We start from the raw sequence: 15,269 nt of genomic DNA on the forward strand, positions 1-15,269 counted from the left end.
TGGAATCCATTACCGTCCTCCGAAAGCCAGCGCCTGCGGAATCTATATGAAAGCATCGGGATGCCCTGTTCTGTTGTGATACTGTTATTTTATGCGGCGTCATCAGAAAGGTTCCGGAAGCTCCGGAAGCAATTTTTTTCTCTTTCCGGCGTGCGCAAAAAATCCGTTACAGTACACGGGCTCTCCATGCCCGCATACTGTAACAGGATTTTGCCGATGCTTCGCATTCCAAATCGGCAAAATCCGCGACCATAAAGGTATCATACGGAATTTTCAGTTCAGAAAATTCCTACCCGCGAAAAGTAACAAAAATCCCACTTATACCATTATATAAAATTTTCCCCGAATTGCAACCAGACATTCGGGGAAAATAAAAATTTCAGCCCTGTACCGTTTTTACCAGGATCAGCCTGTCACCGGACCGGATCGTGCTGTCCGTCAGATGATTCAGTTCCATGATCCGCTCCACGCTGGTGTGGAACATCCTTGCGATCTTCCAGAGCGTATCTCCCGGCTTCACCACATATCCGATGATCCCCGGCATCTTCTTTAACTTCTCTGTATCAAGCGGCTCCTCCGTCACCGCTGCCACAGTCTGCACACACACAGGAGTCAGCACCAGCACATCCGCCGTGATCTGCGCCTTCACCTCAACGGCATCCCCGCCTGCCATGACCGCGGAAAGTCCGGAAATCCCCGGCGCGATCTCGTAGACCGCATCCTGCGGCAGTCCGTCCGCGGCTGCCATCAGATGAAACGGCAGGACCTCCGACGCCGCACCGACAGGCGCCTGATCATCCGCCGTCAGGTACAGAAGCCGGACCTCCAGCACCCCGTCCATGTGGATCCCGTCCTCCCTGATCTGCACCTCGTCGATCTTCACATCCCCGTCAGCATGGCACATCTGAAGGATCCTCTGTCGCCCGGTGAGCTGTATCTTCTCCTGGATCTTTGTCCGCACCTGGTTCCGGACCGCCAGCGTATCAAAACATGCAGTGCCTGTCTCCGGGATCACTTCCCGGTCCAACGCATAGAGGTCGCTCAAAAGCTCCACCTCTTCCTCCTCATAGAGCCTGATATCCAGCTCCATGACCGCGTCCACGGCGATCTCCCGCATCTCCCCGTCGGCATCCGGCTGTAGCTCCAGATCCCGGTGCACCAGCTTTACCGTGATAAACGGGATCATGTCCTCCGCCGACTCCGTAAGCTCCACGTCCCCGGAAAACGGAACAGTCTCCTCAAAACACTGCACCGGCATCTGCCCGCCGCCTGCCGAGTAGACTGCGAACACGAGAAGATCTCCGTTGATATGGATCTTCCCGTCGAGCGGCTTCGTCTCCACATCCTGAAGGCGCATATCCTGCCACAAAAGAGTCTCCGCATCCGGATTATTTCCCGGTATTGAAAGTACCTCCCGCACCCGGAACGTATCCCGCCGCCGCACAGCGATCGCCGCCACGGTCAGCGTCTTCTTTAACACCTCGACCTCACCGTCAAACTTCGCATCGGACGCCGCCTCCATGTCCCGGATCTCGTCTGCCCTGAGGTTCAGCGTCACGAGTGCCTTGACATTCAGCTTTCTCGAATTGATGAGACTCACGTTCAGATCGTCCAGCTCCCACCCCGCCTGAACATAATCATTTTCCGAAAGTCCCGGCATATGTACCGTCTCCGTAAACGGAATGCTGCCCGCGAGCGCCGTGAGTTCCCCGCCGGGACGCCGGTACAGGATCCGAAACTCCAGCTTTCCACTCACCTCCGCCTTCTCACCGGGATTTTTCACCGAGTCGATCTTTACCTCCCCGTTTTCCATGATCAGCTCCTCCACATCATCCATGGAATCCGGCACATTAAAATCGTCATCCAGGGTCATCTGGGACGTGACGTTCCCCCGGCGACGATTCATGTGGATATGCTTCTTCAAAAGTTCCATCATAAAAACGCCACCATACCTTTCCAGTTTATGCTTCAGGAAATTGTATGATGACGTTTAACATTTTATACCTGCTGTTTACAGCTCCTTCTTCGCCTCTTCCAGCTCTTTTTCAAGCTCCCGCACCCGGCGCTCCAGCTCATCGATCGTGTCCTGGATCTTACAGATGTGCCCCATATTGACTTTCTTCGCCGGGTCATTCACCGGCACACCGTCCTTTTTGACCTGTCTCGCCGGGATCCCGACCGCCGTACTGTTCTCTTCGAGGGGTTTTAAGAGAACCGCATTCGCCGCGATCTGACAGTTGTCGCCCACCTCGAAGGCGCCAAGGATCTTCGCACCTGCACCGATCAGCACATTGTTTCCGATCGTCGGATGACGTTTTCCCTTCTTTGTTCCGACACCGCCCAGTGTCACGCCCTGATAGATCGTGCAGTTGTCACCCACCACTGTAGTCTCACCGATGACGATGCCGCAGCCATGGTCAATGAGGATCCCATGTCCCAGAACAGCCCCCGGATGGATCTCGATCAAGGTAAAAAATCTGGCGATCTGGGAGATCAGACGCCCGAGGAATCGCATATTGTGAATCCAGAACCAGTGGGCGATCCGGTGCCAGATCAGGGCATGGACGCCCTGATATAAAAGCAGTACCTCCAGAGCACTTCTCGCCGCCGGATCCCTCTCCTGAACTGCCTTCACATCAAGCCATATATCTTTTAACAACATGTTTTCCTCTCCTCCTGTCATCCCGATGTAATCTCTTCCCGTCAATTACAAGTATTCTAACAGAAACTATCATTAAAGTAAAGTGTTAAAGTATTGCATTGGTCCATTTTTTATACTATGTTACCGGAAAACTACCGGCTTATCCCGGTATTCCGTTTTCACGATCAGCACCGGATAGGAATTTTCCGTTCCTTTCGCCTCCCCGGCTTCCGGTCCCATAAGTTCCGTGCGGATCACGATGGAATTATCCGTCTCATAGAGCACTTTCACCGCCACGCTATAGCCACCGCCCTTCTGGGGGCCCTCACCGATGACGATATACATCTCCTGCCCGTCAGCGTATGTCAGCTTGAATGGTTTTTCCCGCTTTTTGTCGATCAGCTCCTTAAGTGCCGCCGGAATATCCGCCTCCCCGGTGACTGTGAACTCCAGATCCTCCCCCTGTGTTTCCTCTGAATTTCCGGACTGACATCCGGTAAATGCCGCGATCCCGCCTAAGATCACCGTCAGGACTCCCAGCACCGTAAGCACCTTTCTCGCGCGCCTTGGCAAACGTCTGAACATAAAATAAGATCCCCGTCATGGATTTTGTTACAATCCTATTCCGGGGATCTTATTTATATGTCTTTTGTCATGAATACCGGAAACGGAATCGCTGTCTGAAACAGGTTCCTCCCATCAGTCGCTGTCCGGCAAAAACTTAATCTTCACCATGATCTGCTTTGCAACCTGATTCTCCGCCAATTCAATATCGTCCATATGGGTCGCAAAAGGCAGGTCACCCTCAAATTCCTCCAGCTCCACGCTGATCCAGTTCTGGGCTGCATCCCTGGCATTCTCGATGGCATCCTCCAGGTCAGCACCGTCTGCCTCGCACATCTCCAGATCCGGGAAAAATGCGTGATAACCGTCTCCCTCTTCCTTCTTTGTAAATACGGCAGGATATGTAAATGTCATGATGTTCTCCTCTCCGATCTATTTTAAACCAACACAAGCCGCAGGCTGCAAAGCATAATCGCTGCAGGCTGCGGCCCATGTATTTATCGTAAGCAGCACCGTTCAGTCATGCAGTAACCAAAACTGGCACATAACCGAACTCTGACATGTCTTACTCGTTATCTTCCTTCTTCTCAGAACGCTCGCGTCTGTCGTCGCGGCGTCCGCCTCTTCTGTCGTCACGTCTCTCCGGGCGGTCGCTTCTCTCGCGTCTTTCCGGACGTGTTAACTTCTCAAGGTCTGCTGTCATATCTTCCGGTCTCATGGTCAGGTTGATTCTACCCATGCGGTCTACCTCAACGACTCTGACGGTAACCTCATCGCCGATGTTGACAACATCCTCAACCTTTGCTACACGCTTGTCAGAGAGCTTGGAAATATGAACCATGCCATCCTTGTTCGGAGCAAGCTCTACAAATGCGCCGAATTCCATGATGCGGACAACCTTACCTGTGTAGATCATGCCCGGCTCAACATCTGTCACGATGTTCTTGATCGTAGCGATCGCCTTGTCGATCATCTCCTGATCAGTACCGCAGACATTGACTGCACCGTCATCTGTGATGTCGATCTTAACTCCTGTCTCCTCGATGATCTTATTGATCACTTTACCCTGCTTGCCGACTACATCGCCAATCTTAGCCGGATCGATGGTGATCTGCGTGATCTTCGGAGCGTACTTGGACAGAGTCTTTCTCGGCTCGCTGATAACCGGAGCCATAATGTTATCCATGATGTAAAGTCTTGCTTCACGGCAGCGTCTGATCGCCTCCTCGATGATCGGGCGTGTTAAACCGTGGATCTTGATATCCATCTGGATCGCTGTGATACCTTCGTGAGTACCGCCTACCTTGAAGTCCATGTCTCCGAAGAAATCCTCAAGACCCTGGATATCGGTAAGAACGATGTAATCGTCGTCTGTCTCGCCTGTTACAAGACCGCAGGAGATACCGGCTACCATTGTCTTGATCGGAACACCTGCTGCCATAAGGGACAGGGTAGATGCACAGATGCTTGCCTGGGATGTGGAACCGTTGGACTCCATTGTCTCAGATACAGTACGGATCGCGTACGGGAACTCTTCCTCGCTCGGAAGTACCGGTACAAGAGCACGCTCAGCAAGAGCGCCATGACCGATCTCACGGCGTCCCGGTCCTCTGGACGGCTTTGTCTCACCTACGGAGAAGGACGGGAAGTTGTAGTGGTGCATATATCTCTTAGTTGTCTCATTCTCATCAAGACCGTCAAGACGCTGTGCCTCGGAAAGCGGAGCCAGTGTGCAGGCATTTAAGATCTGAGTCTGTCCACGGGTGAACATACCGGATCCATGTACACGCGGAAGGATGTCGATCTCAGCAGCTAACGGGCGGATCTCGTCGATGCGGCGGCCATCCGGACGCTTGTGGTCTTTTAAGATCATCTTTCTTACGGTCTTCTTCTGATACTGGTAGACAGCCTGTCCGATCAGCGGAAGCCACTCTTCGTTTTCAGCGAAAGCCTCTTCGAGACGCTCTGTGATCTGGCGGATGTTCTCCTCACGTTTCTGCTTCTCGTCTGTGAATACAGCCTCTTCCATCTCAGCCGGCGGAACGATCTCTTTGATCGCAGCAAACAGCTCATCCGGGATCGCGCAGCTCTCGTAAGTGTGCTTCTCCTTGCCGCACTCAGCAACGATGCGGTCGATGAACTTGATGATCTCCTGGTTTACTTCATGTGCCTTGAAGATCGCATCGATCATGGTCTGCTCCGGAACTTCCTTTGCACCGGCCTCGATCATGATTACTTTCTCTCTTGTGGAAGCAACAGTAAGTGCAAGATCAGATACCTTCTTCTGTGCAGAAGTCGGGTTGATGATGAACTCACCGTCAATTAAACCAACCTGTGTCATTGCGCACGGGCCGTCGAACGGGATATCAGAAATGCAGGTAGCGATCGCAGAACCGAGCATTGCTGTAAGCTCCGGGCTGCAGTCCGGGTCAACAGACATAACAATGTTGTCAAGAGTTACGTCGTTTCTGTAATCCTTCGGGAATAACGGACGCATCGGACGGTCGATAACACGGGAAGTAAGGGTTGCATTTTCGGATGCCTTTCCCTCTCTCTTTGTGAATCCGCCCGGGATCTTACCTACAGAGTATAATTTCTCTTCGTACTCTACACTTAACGGGAAGAAATCGATCCCGTCTCTCGGCTTGTCAGATGCTGTTGCGGTAGAAAGAACAACAGTATCGCCGTAGTGCATGAAAGCTGCACCATTTGCCTGCTTTGCAACGCGGCCTACCTCAACGGTAAGGGTACGTCCTGCAAGTTCCATGGAAAAACTCTTAAACATGGCTTCGTCTCCTTTTCATTCATTTGCGACAGAAGAAGCCGAAATGGATCTGTCCGTCAACAGGCCGGGACCTGCCGGACATCCATCCGAAACTACTAAACTGGACACGAGTTACAATCCATGGGCACTCCATGCCCCTGCACTGCAGCAGGATTTTTCCGATGTTTCTCATGCACACTTTAGCGGTCTCGGACGTTTCTTCTGCCAATATTTTGTTTACTTAGATAACACAAAGGTGGAGTACACGAAAAACATGCGCTCCACCCATAAGTTTGCTATTACTTTCTGATGCCTAACTTCTCAATAAGAGCACGGTATCCTTCAAGATCTTTCTTCTTCAGGTATGCAAGAAGACCACGTCTCTGACCAACCATCATAAGAAGACCACGTCTGGAGTGATGATCTTTCGGGTTAACTTTTAAATGCTCTGTGAGCTCAGCGATTCTCTCTGTAAGAATTGCGATCTGAACCTCCGGTGAACCTGTGTCGCCCGGTTTTCTGCCATACTCAGCGATAATAGCTGCTTTCTTTTCCTTTGAAATCATTGTGATTTCCTCCTTAAAATTCTTAAAACTTACCGATCACCAGGTCCCGGTTGGAGTTATCCGCAGACCGAGCGTCGGCGCTTTTCGCATACTCCGACAGTATATCATACCTGTCTGCAAAAGTAAATCACTTTTTGTAGCTTTGCACTACTTTTTCAGGCTTATTTTAGTAACTCTCCGCTACTTTCATTGGTAATCTCCCACCAGGAAGCGCGAAGCGCCTTCCCCTCTTACCGACGATTCCCAGCGGTGAGCTTCCGGGCTGAGGCGCCTTGATCCGGGGATCTGGTTCCTCTTAGCCCGCAGGAGAATGCGTTGGAGGAAAGAGGACACTTGTCTGAGCGCAGCGAGTTGTGTCCTCTTTTCTCCGCACTTAGCATTCTCATGCAGGCTTAGAGGAACCATCCCCGCATCCCGGGCGCCCCGGCCCGGAAGCTCACCGCGTACTCCCGCCAAAACTTTCTATTTCATCAAAATCCCGGTCCAACCTCCTGCTCCGTCGTCCCTTCCGTCTCCGGCGCAAACCCCGGTCCGACACTTTCCTGATCACCGCCCGCCGCAGGCGTTGTCGGCGCTTCCGTAGTCGGTGCCGCTGTTGTAGGAGCCGCCGTTGTCTCCGGTGCTGCCGTTGTCGGCGCTACTGTCGTCTCCGGTGCTGCCGTCGTCGCAGCAGCCGTAGTCGCCGCCGTCTCATCCTTCTTCGTGCCGCTCGTCGAAGCACTCTCCGTACCGTCTAAATGGTAGCACAGGACCGGATCGCCCGCCGAAATATTCTCGTAGATCGTCTTTGCGACCGCCGGAGGCAGATTGACACATCCATGAGAACCGTTCGTCTTGTAGATCGTCCCACCGAACGTCTTTCTCCAGTTCGCGTCATGAAGACCGATCCCTCCGTTAAACGGCATCCAGTAAGATACCGGCGTCGCATATCCCTGTCCCTTTAAAGTCGCATTCCGCTGCTTATAAGTGATCGAATATGCTCCTGCAGGAGTACTCCAGCCCTTCGCCGCATTTCCCGATACGAAATCCGACTGGACCACCAGCTTTCCCTTCACGTAGAAATAAAGATGCTGTGCCGTAAGGTTGATCTCCACATATGTATTCCCGTAATCATTCCCCGTCCGGCTCGCGCCCTTCTGGGAATACTCCGGCTCCCTCGAGGTCTGTTCCCCGTTTTTGATCAGGCTCACAAGCGTCGCTGCCTCCTTCGCCTGATTGATCTTATAACCGTAGCTTCCGCCGGTGATGGAAACCGTCTTCCCGTAGGATGTCTTCAGACTCTTCGCTTTATACGCAGTATCATAAGAGGCAGCCAGCTTCTTGACATACTCAGTCGCCTTTCCCTCATTGATTCTGACACTCGTTCCGTTCACAGTCAGCCAGTTGTGGATCTCATCTCCGCTCAAAGTCTCAGACTTGTCACCGAATTGATAAGTGATCCTTGCCCCGACATACTTGTTCATCGTCTCACAAGCCGTCTTTAACGCCTCGTCCTCGGAAGTGATGGACGGAGACACATAACATCCCTGTTCCTCCAGATCCACGCTCTCCGCCAGAGACATGACCGCAGCGGCCACTGCCTCTTTCACCTTGTCCTCCAGAAGCTCCGTTCCCTCATCTTCTTTGATGATCGTGTAGCCCCCGGACGTATAATCAGAGATCTTCGCGTCCTGCGGTTCTCTCATATTTTCCTTATCCATGCAGGAAAGACTGTCCACCGCTTCGCCCAGCATCTCATCATTGTATCGGATCAGCGCGTCCGTATTCACCTCATTCACGGATTTTCCGAAGCGGTATTTTCCCCACTCCATCGGTTTCTGGGCCGCGATCGCCTTCGCCAGGGTATCGTCAAACTCCGCGTAGAGTCCCACTTCTTCCCCGGTGATCGACTCGGAGAGATCCTCACGCCCGTTGATCGTGAGTTTGTAGCCCTTTAACTGCTCCATGATCGCGTCTTCCACTTCCGCCGCCGTCTTTCCTGTCACATCCATCCCGTCAACGATGGTTCCCGGCAGAAAACATGTCTTGTATTTTAAAGATTCATGCCAGTAAAGTCCGCCGCCAACGGCTCCGACGAGGACGACCACGCCGCCGCACACGGCAGCGATCTTCACTGCAAGATCCTTATTTATTCCAGGTCCGCGGTCTCTTCCCCGTTTTCTTCCTTTCTGGGCTTTGAATTCCGCATATGTCATCGTCGGCTTCTGCCCGGACGTTCCTTTTTCCTCGCCATCCGGCTTATTTTCTAACTCCAATTTTCCTTCTCCACTTTTCCAGTCATTCTGCCGCCTTTTTTCTTTCAAGATCCAGGCGCATCCTTTTCTGACTCTGTTTTATCTGTATTCAGCCAAGCTGGCTTTTCTGAAAAGAGTGATAGCGTTCCCTGCACTCCCTGATATCATGATCCAGCTGCGCTTTCAGCGCGTCGATCGATGCAAACTTCATCTCCGGTCTCACAAAATCGAGGAGCTCCACTTTCATCTCTTTTCCGTAGAGATCCCCCGAAAAATCATAGAGATATGTCTCCACACCGATCGGATTATCCCCGGAGATCGTCGGTTTCGCTCCTACATTCGTAAGGCCTCCGTAAACCTTTCCGTCCACAGTCACCCGCGTCACATAGACGCCGAACTTCGGAAGATGCTTCACAGCCGGCGGGATCAGATTCGCCGTCGGATACAGCTTTGTATGCCCGATCGCATTTCCATGCTCCACTTTTCCGGTGACAAAATAACAATATCCCAGCAGGTCATTCGCCTTCCGGATATTTCCATCCGCCAGCATTTCCCGGATATAGGTGCTGCTGATGATCTTTCCTTCCTCATCGCGCTCTTTATCCACGATAAAATAGCGATAACCATACTCTCCGGAAAGCCGCTCCAGCATCGCACAGTCCCCGGCCGCTTTGTATCCGAAATGGCAGTCCGGTCCGGAGACAATGACTCCGGCGTTCATCCGCCCGACAAGAATATCGGAGATAAATTGTTCCGGTGCCATATGGCAGACTTCCTCGTCAAACGGGTACTCCACGATATAATCCACGCCGACCTGCTCCAGGAGCATCTCGCGCTCCGGGTTCGTCATGATCATGGTCTGCATTTTTCCCTTCACGAGCGTCCACGGAGGCGTCGCGAACGTGAACACGGCGATCTTAAATCCCTGTTCCTTCCATTTCAGCATCTCGTGCATCAGCTTCTGGTGACCTCTGTGAAGTCCGTCAAACTTTCCGATGCTGACAACTGTCTTCTCTTTGATCTGAAACTCTCTGGTTTCTGCGATGTACTGCATGTCAATTTCCTCCCAGAAAGATTTTCTCCGGATAGTACATCCGTTTTTCCGCGTCATACCGAAATACGCCGATAAACGTTCCATCCGAATGGTAAACGCGGAACATGTCCCCGTCTGTTACATTCTTCACCGCGCGGCTGCGGAACGGATTTCCGTTCTTTAAGAGCTTATCCAGCTCCTCCGTCTCCGATCGGATCTCCGGAAGATCTTTAAAGACTTCCTCCACCGGAAGTACCACCTCACCGAGGCGCCCTTCCTCCTTCAGCTTCTGAAGATCATCCAGTTTCAGGCTGTCTTTGATCTCAAATCTCCCCACTTTCGTGCGAAGCAGTTCCTTCATGCATCCGCCGACGGAAAGCTTCGCGCCGATATCATGGCACAGGGTCCGGATATACGTTCCCTTTGAGCAGGACACGGTCATTGTGACCTCCGGGAGATCCATCGTCTCGATCTGAATATCGAAGATCTTTACCGGGCGCGCCTTCCGCTCCACGGTCTTTCCCTCTCTTGCAAGTTCATATAATTTCTTTCCATCGACTTTTAACGCCGAATACATCGGAGGAACCTGGTCATAATCCCCGGTAAAGGAGAGGACTGCCTCACGGACCTGACTTTCTGTAAGTCCTGACGTGTCCTTTGTCCCGATCACTGTCCCCGTTGTATCCTCCGTGTCCGTCTCCGTTCCCAGAAGAAGAACAGCCCGGTATGTCTTATCATGATCGGTCAGCATATCGCAGAGTTTTGTTCCTTTTCCGGCACACACCGGAAGAACGCCTTCCGCCGCCGGGTCAAGAGTCCCTGTATGACCGATCTTTCTCTGTCCGAGGATCCCTCTCATTTTCGCCACGACATCGTGGGAGGTGAATCCTTTTTCTTTATATACGTTAATAATTCCGTCGTACATTCTTTCCTCCGCTCTTATGGACACACGGTCCCGGAATTTTCATTCCAGAAAATTTTCACCCGTGAAAAGCAGCATTTTCATCCCACTGCTCTTTGATCTTTCCGCTGATCTTCTCTGCGATCTCCTCCGGCTTTCCTGTCATCGTGCAGCCTGCAGCCTTTACATGACCGCCGCCGCCGAAGCTCTGGGCAATCCTGCTCACATCAACCTCCGAGTTCGTCCTGAGGCTCACCTTATATTCGTCCGAATTTCCCGTCTCATAGAGCAGGAATACGACCTCTGCGCCCTCAATGACTCGCAGCTGGTCCACGATCCCGTCCGTCGCCTTGACCGTGCATCCGTATTCCTTTAACTCATCCGTTGTCACCACAGTATAGATGCAGCGGTCGTCGAGGATCCTGACACTGTCGAGGAGCGCACGTCCGTGAAGTTTTGCCTGACCGTATGTCTTTGCGAAAAAGCTCTCATCGATGATCTTCGGGAAATCGATCCCTTTCTCCATCAGGAACCCCGCGATATCCATGGTCTTCCTGGAGGTGTTGGAATACTTGAAGACGCCTGTGTCATGGGCAATCCCTGTATACAGGCACTCTGCGACCGCTTTGCTGATCTTGTCCTGATCGAGGAGACCAAACAGCACTTCGCTCGCGGAGCTCGCCCCGCTTTCGATCACATTGACCCTGCAGAGACCTTTGTTTGTGATATGATGGTCGATACAGAACGTGTCCTTTGCCGTCTCCCGGTAAGGTGCGAACGCACCGAGGCGCGGAACATCGCTGGCATCCGATGTGATGCAAAGATCGAATGTTTTTGTTCCGTCATATTCTGTGTGTACATCATTATAACCGGAAAGATAGGAAAATTTCACTCCCATTTTCTCCAGATAGACCGAAACCTCAAGTCCCTCATAATTTTCCTTCAGATAATTATAAAGTCCCAGGCAGGATCCGATACAGTCCCCATCCGGGTTTACATGTCCTAAGATCACGATGCTCTTCTTTCCCTCCAGCATCTCATCAAGAATTCCCAATGCTTTCGCCTCCTCGTAATCAGAAAAATCCGGCAGAATCCGCGCCGCGCGCGTCTGACCGGATTCCTCCATATGATCCTCCGCGGCTGCTTCATTTCCGCAGCCGCGGTGCGTCTTCTGTTCCGATCGTTCCGGCTCTCGGATACTCCTCCGGACCGCTCCGATCATTCACCAGATTTTCTACTGGTCGTCGTTTTCTTTCTTATCATCCTCATCCGGCAGATCCTTTGTCACCTCATCGATGAGTTTTGACATGCGGACGCCGTACTCGATGGACTGATCCAGCACGAAGAAGATCTCCGGAGTATTCCGGAGGTTGATCTTCTTCGCGAGCTGGGTCCTGATAAAGCCCTCCGCGCTCTTTAAGCCGCGGATCGTATCTTTTGCCTGCTCCTCATCCGCAAGGACGCTGATATACGCCTTGCAGATCTTGAGGTCCGGTGTGACCGAGACCTGGACCACGCTTGTCATCGGATAAATGCGCGGATCCTTGAGCTCGAAGCGGATGATCTCGCTCAGAGCTTTCTGAACCTCGCCGTTGATCCGGATATTTTTAACACTGTTTTTTCTCATGATATTACCTCTTCTTTAAAACCTATCTCGGTACCTCTACCATGATGTAAACTTCGATCATATCGTCTTCCTGGAGATCGTTGAATCCCTCGAATACAAGACCGCACTCGTAACCTGCTGCAACTTCCTTCACATCGTCCTTGAAACGCTTTAAGGATGCAAGCGGTCCCTCGAAAATCTGCTCACCGTCTCTTGTGATGCGTGCCTTGCTTCCGCGGGTGATCTTACCGTCAAGCACATAGGAACCAGCGATCGTGCCGACTCCGGATGCCTTGAATGTCTGGCGGACAACCGCATGACCGGTTACCTGCTCCTCGTATACCGGGTCGAGCATACCCTTCATGGCTGCCTCGACATCCTCGATCGCCTGGTAGATGACACGGTACAGACGCATATCGACTTTCTCGCGGTCTGCGATGGACTTCGCCTGTGCGTCCGGACGAACGTTGAAACCGATGATGATCGCGTTGGAAGCGGATGCAAGGGAAACATCGGACTCGTTTATCGCGCCGACGCCGCCATGGATGACTTTGACAACAACTTCCTCGTTGGAAAGTTTTACGAGACTCTGTTTTACAGCCTCTACGGAACCCTGTACATCGGCTTTTACGATGATCGGAAGTTCCTTGACATTTCCGGCCTTGATCTGGGAGAACAGGTCGTCTAAGGAAAGTTTTGCCTTTGTATCTTCGATCAGCTTGTTCTTGCTCTCAGCGATGAATGTCTCAGCGAAGCTTCTCGCCTCTTTCTCGTTCTGGTGGGCGATGAAGATCTCGCCTGCGTTCGGAACGTCATTGAGACCGAGGATCTCGACCGGAGTGGACGGGCCTGCCTCTTTGACACGGTTGCCCTTGTCGTCCATCATCGCGCGGACTTTACCGTAGCAGCAGCCTGCCGCTACTGCGTCGCCGACTCTTAACGTACCTTTCTGTACGAGAACAGTTGCGACCGGTCCTCTTCCCTTATCAAGCTGCGCCTCGATCACAAGACCTCTTGCGCGGCGGTTCGGGTTTGCCTTTAGCTCTTTTACTTCTGCTGTTAAAAGGATCATCTCGAGAAGTTCCGGGATTCCCTCTTTTGTATGTGCGGAAACCGGTACGAATACGGTATTTCCGCCCCAGTCCTCAGGGATCAGCTCATACTCGGATAATTCCTGTTTTACTCTCTCTACGTTTGCGCTCGGCTTATCGATCTTGTTGATCGCAACGATGATCTCAACGCCTGCGGCTTTCGCATGGTTGATCGCCTCAACGGTCTGCGGCATAACACCGTCGTCCGCTGCTACTACGAGGATCGCGATATCGGTTGCCTGGGCACCGCGCATACGCATGGCTGTGAACGCCTCATGACCAGGTGTATCGAGGAATGTGATCTTCTGGCCGTTGTAATCTACAACATAAGCACCGATGTGCTGTGTGATGCCGCCTGCCTCTCTGGAGGTAACGTTTGTCTGGCGGATCGCATCGAGAAGAGAAGTTTTACCGTGATCGACATGACCCATTACGCAGATGACCGGCGGTCTCGGAACCATGTCCTTCTCGTCCTCTTCATCCTCTTTTAAGAGTTCCTCGATGACATTGACTTTCTTCTCTTTCTCGCAGAGAACGTCATATTCCATTGCGATCTCTTCGGCTTTCTCAAAGTCGATCTCCTGGTTGATCGTCACGATCGTGCCCTGTAAGAAGAGCTTCTTAACGATATCAGCCGGACGTAATTTCATCTTTTCCGCGAGTTCCTTGATGGTGATAACCTCCGGGATCACGATGGTCTTGATCTCCTCGACCTTCGCCTCCTCCTTCTTCGGCTGCGGCATAACCGGAGCTTTTACGCCCTTCTGGCCCTTTCCTGGTTTGCCTTTCATCTCCATGTCGCGGTCTTTCTTTGCGTCATGCTCTTTCTTGTAAGCATTCTTGCTCTGCTTCGTATTCTGCTGCTTCTGTGCAAGCGGAGTATCGAAGGACGGTTTGGACATGCCCATTCCGCCGCGGTTTCCACCCTGACGGTTGTCATTTCTGCCCTGGAAGCCACCCTGACGGTTTCCGTCGTTTCTTCCCTGATAGCCGCCCTGACGGTTTCCGTCGTTTCTTCCCTGGTAGCCGCCCTGGCGGTTTCCATCATTTCTTCCCTGGTAGCCGCCGCCCTGGCGGTTTCCGTCGTTTCTTCCCTGGTAGCCGCCCTGGCGGTTTCCGTCGTTTCTTCCCTGGTAGCCGCCGCCCTGGCGGTTTCCGTCGTTTCTTCCCTGGTAGCCGCCCTGGCGGTTTCCATCGTTTCTTCCCTGGTAGCCGCCCTGACGATTGCCGTCTCTGCTGCCCTGATAGCCGCCCTGACGATTGCCGTCTCTGCTGCCCTGGTAACCGCCCTGACGATTGTCGCGATTGCCCTGATAGCCGCCCTGACGGTTGTCACGATTGCCGTCGCGGTTCGGGAACGGACGGCTCTCTCTCTGCTGGGACTGACCGTCTGTTCTTCCCTGGTTCGGGAGCGGACGGACATTCTCTCTGAGATCCTTTGCAGGTGCCTCAGATTTTGTCTCCTGTTTCTGTGCAGGTGCTGCCGGTGTCTCGGCTGTCTTTGCCGGTGCTTCTGCCGGTGCGTTTCCTGTCATCGGTCTTACCTGCATGCCGGAACCGTTGTTCGGTCTTGCCGGTCTCTGTCCGCCCTGTGTACGTTTTCCCGCCGGGCGCTTCTGTGTACTGTTCTGCGGACGATAAACCGCAGCAAATTTCTTCTTTGCCGGTGCTGCCGGCGCATTATTTTCTCCCTCAGCCGGAACTGCCGGCTTTGTGGAATTCTCCTGATTCTGATTCAATGTATCTGTTCCCTCTTTTTTCTTTCCTAAATCCTTTTCAAACTCACTCACGCTCGCTACCTCCAAATCACGTTACAGTGCACAGCCACTTTTCGCCCGTGTACCGCAACTGGATCTTGCCGATGCTTCA

The 15,269-nt window shown here is 52.5% G+C and carries 13 protein-coding genes; 1 reads left to right on the forward strand and 12 read right to left on the reverse strand.

All coding sequences use genetic code 11. The features are described 5' to 3' along the window. Positions 1 to 379: 379 nt before the first annotated feature. The 5 genes from ACI3EW_RS12065 to ACI3EW_RS12085 form a co-directional block, all read right to left on the reverse strand. Positions 380 to 1,936, reverse strand: a complete 1,557-nt coding sequence (locus ACI3EW_RS12065; RefSeq protein WP_118606191.1) for a DUF3794 and LysM peptidoglycan-binding domain-containing protein — start codon at positions 1,934 to 1,936, stop codon at positions 380 to 382. Positions 1,937 to 2,011: 75 nt separating this feature from the next. Further along, the gene (cysE, locus tag ACI3EW_RS12070; RefSeq protein WP_405581876.1) at positions 2,012 to 2,662 is read right to left on the reverse strand and encodes a serine O-acetyltransferase; all 651 of its coding nucleotides are present in this window, start codon (positions 2,660 to 2,662) and stop codon (positions 2,012 to 2,014) included. A 120-nt stretch (positions 2,663 to 2,782) separates the two neighbouring features. Then, positions 2,783 to 3,226, reverse strand: a complete 444-nt coding sequence (locus tag ACI3EW_RS12075; RefSeq protein ID WP_405581873.1) for a protease complex subunit PrcB family protein — start codon at positions 3,224 to 3,226, stop codon at positions 2,783 to 2,785. Positions 3,227 to 3,340: 114 nt separating this feature from the next. After that, positions 3,341 to 3,619, reverse strand: coding sequence for a type II toxin-antitoxin system HicB family antitoxin (locus ACI3EW_RS12080; protein ID WP_118530708.1), 279 nt, complete (start codon positions 3,617 to 3,619; stop codon positions 3,341 to 3,343). A 151-nt stretch (positions 3,620 to 3,770) separates the two neighbouring features. Next, positions 3,771 to 5,990: a polyribonucleotide nucleotidyltransferase gene (locus ACI3EW_RS12085; RefSeq protein ID WP_118530706.1), complete on the reverse strand. Its 2,220-nt coding sequence runs from the start codon at positions 5,988 to 5,990 to the stop codon at positions 3,771 to 3,773. Here ACI3EW_RS12085 and ACI3EW_RS12090 point away from each other — a divergent pair. Then, positions 5,971 to 6,279: a hypothetical protein gene (locus tag ACI3EW_RS12090; protein WP_147352722.1), complete on the forward strand. Its 309-nt coding sequence runs from the start codon at positions 5,971 to 5,973 to the stop codon at positions 6,277 to 6,279. The genes ACI3EW_RS12085 and ACI3EW_RS12090 overlap by 20 nt on opposite strands. Here the strand turns inward: ACI3EW_RS12090 and rpsO are convergent. The 7 genes from rpsO to infB all read right to left on the reverse strand — a co-directional run bounded on the left by rpsO (position 6,269) and on the right by infB (position 15,190). Continuing rightward, positions 6,269 to 6,535 (reverse strand): 30S ribosomal protein S15, encoded by a 267-nt coding sequence (rpsO, locus tag ACI3EW_RS12095; protein WP_118298984.1) that lies wholly within the window; start codon positions 6,533 to 6,535, stop codon positions 6,269 to 6,271. The genes ACI3EW_RS12090 and rpsO overlap by 11 nt on opposite strands. 470 nt (positions 6,536 to 7,005) lie before the next feature. After that, the gene (locus ACI3EW_RS12100; protein WP_329751661.1) at positions 7,006 to 8,790 is read right to left on the reverse strand and encodes a L,D-transpeptidase family protein; all 1,785 of its coding nucleotides are present in this window, start codon (positions 8,788 to 8,790) and stop codon (positions 7,006 to 7,008) included. 88 nt (positions 8,791 to 8,878) lie between these two features. Beyond that, entirely contained in the window at positions 8,879 to 9,823 is a 945-nt protein-coding gene (locus ACI3EW_RS12105; RefSeq protein ID WP_215703316.1) for a bifunctional riboflavin kinase/FAD synthetase, read from the reverse strand. 1 nt (position 9,824) lies between these two features. Continuing rightward, on the reverse strand, positions 9,825 to 10,727 hold the full coding sequence (truB, locus tag ACI3EW_RS12110; protein WP_405581866.1) for a tRNA pseudouridine(55) synthase TruB: 903 nt from the start codon (positions 10,725 to 10,727) through the stop codon (positions 9,825 to 9,827). A gap of 55 nt (positions 10,728 to 10,782) precedes the next feature. After that, the gene (locus tag ACI3EW_RS12115; protein WP_329751659.1) at positions 10,783 to 11,829 is read right to left on the reverse strand and encodes a DHH family phosphoesterase; all 1,047 of its coding nucleotides are present in this window, start codon (positions 11,827 to 11,829) and stop codon (positions 10,783 to 10,785) included. A 108-nt stretch (positions 11,830 to 11,937) separates the two neighbouring features. Then, complete coding sequence (rbfA, locus tag ACI3EW_RS12120) at positions 11,938 to 12,330, reverse strand: 30S ribosome-binding factor RbfA (RefSeq protein WP_405581863.1); 393 nt, start codon at positions 12,328 to 12,330, stop codon at positions 11,938 to 11,940. Between the two features lie 22 nt (positions 12,331 to 12,352). After that, positions 12,353 to 15,190, reverse strand: a complete 2,838-nt coding sequence (gene infB / locus ACI3EW_RS12125; protein WP_485663035.1) for a translation initiation factor IF-2 — start codon at positions 15,188 to 15,190, stop codon at positions 12,353 to 12,355. Positions 15,191 to 15,269: the final 79 nt, after the last annotated feature.

The organism is Pilosibacter rotomagensis, assembly GCF_045062245.2.
In the GTDB taxonomy this organism is placed as follows: Bacteria; Bacillota; Clostridia; order Lachnospirales; family Lachnospiraceae; genus Pilosibacter.

What these genes read in the sequence shown, in the direction of transcription:
- ACI3EW_RS12065 (WP_118606191.1), bottom strand. Translation starts at nt 1,936, where the DNA reads ATGATGGAACTTTTGAAGAAGCATATCCACATGAATCGTCGCCGGGGG.
- rpsO (WP_118298984.1), bottom strand. Translation starts at nt 6,535, where the DNA reads ATGATTTCAAAGGAAAAGAAAGCAGCTATTATCGCTGAGTATGGCAGA.
- ACI3EW_RS12085 (WP_118530706.1), bottom strand. Translation starts at nt 5,990, where the DNA reads ATGTTTAAGAGTTTTTCCATGGAACTTGCAGGACGTACCCTTACCGTT.
- ACI3EW_RS12075 (WP_405581873.1), bottom strand. Translation starts at nt 3,226, where the DNA reads ATGTTCAGACGTTTGCCAAGGCGCGCGAGAAAGGTGCTTACGGTGCTG.
- ACI3EW_RS12080 (WP_118530708.1), bottom strand. Translation starts at nt 3,619, where the DNA reads ATGACATTTACATATCCTGCCGTATTTACAAAGAAGGAAGAGGGAGAC.
- truB (WP_405581866.1), bottom strand. Translation starts at nt 10,727, where the DNA reads ATGTACGACGGAATTATTAACGTATATAAAGAAAAAGGATTCACCTCC.
- rbfA (WP_405581863.1), bottom strand. Translation starts at nt 12,330, where the DNA reads ATGAGAAAAAACAGTGTTAAAAATATCCGGATCAACGGCGAGGTTCAG.
- ACI3EW_RS12115 (WP_329751659.1), bottom strand. Translation starts at nt 11,829, where the DNA reads ATGGAGGAATCCGGTCAGACGCGCGCGGCGCGGATTCTGCCGGATTTT.
- cysE (WP_405581876.1), bottom strand. Translation starts at nt 2,662, where the DNA reads ATGTTGTTAAAAGATATATGGCTTGATGTGAAGGCAGTTCAGGAGAGG.
- ACI3EW_RS12090 (WP_147352722.1), top strand. Translation starts at nt 5,971, where the DNA reads ATGGAAAAACTCTTAAACATGGCTTCGTCTCCTTTTCATTCATTTGCG.
- ACI3EW_RS12105 (WP_215703316.1), bottom strand. Translation starts at nt 9,823, where the DNA reads ATGCAGTACATCGCAGAAACCAGAGAGTTTCAGATCAAAGAGAAGACA.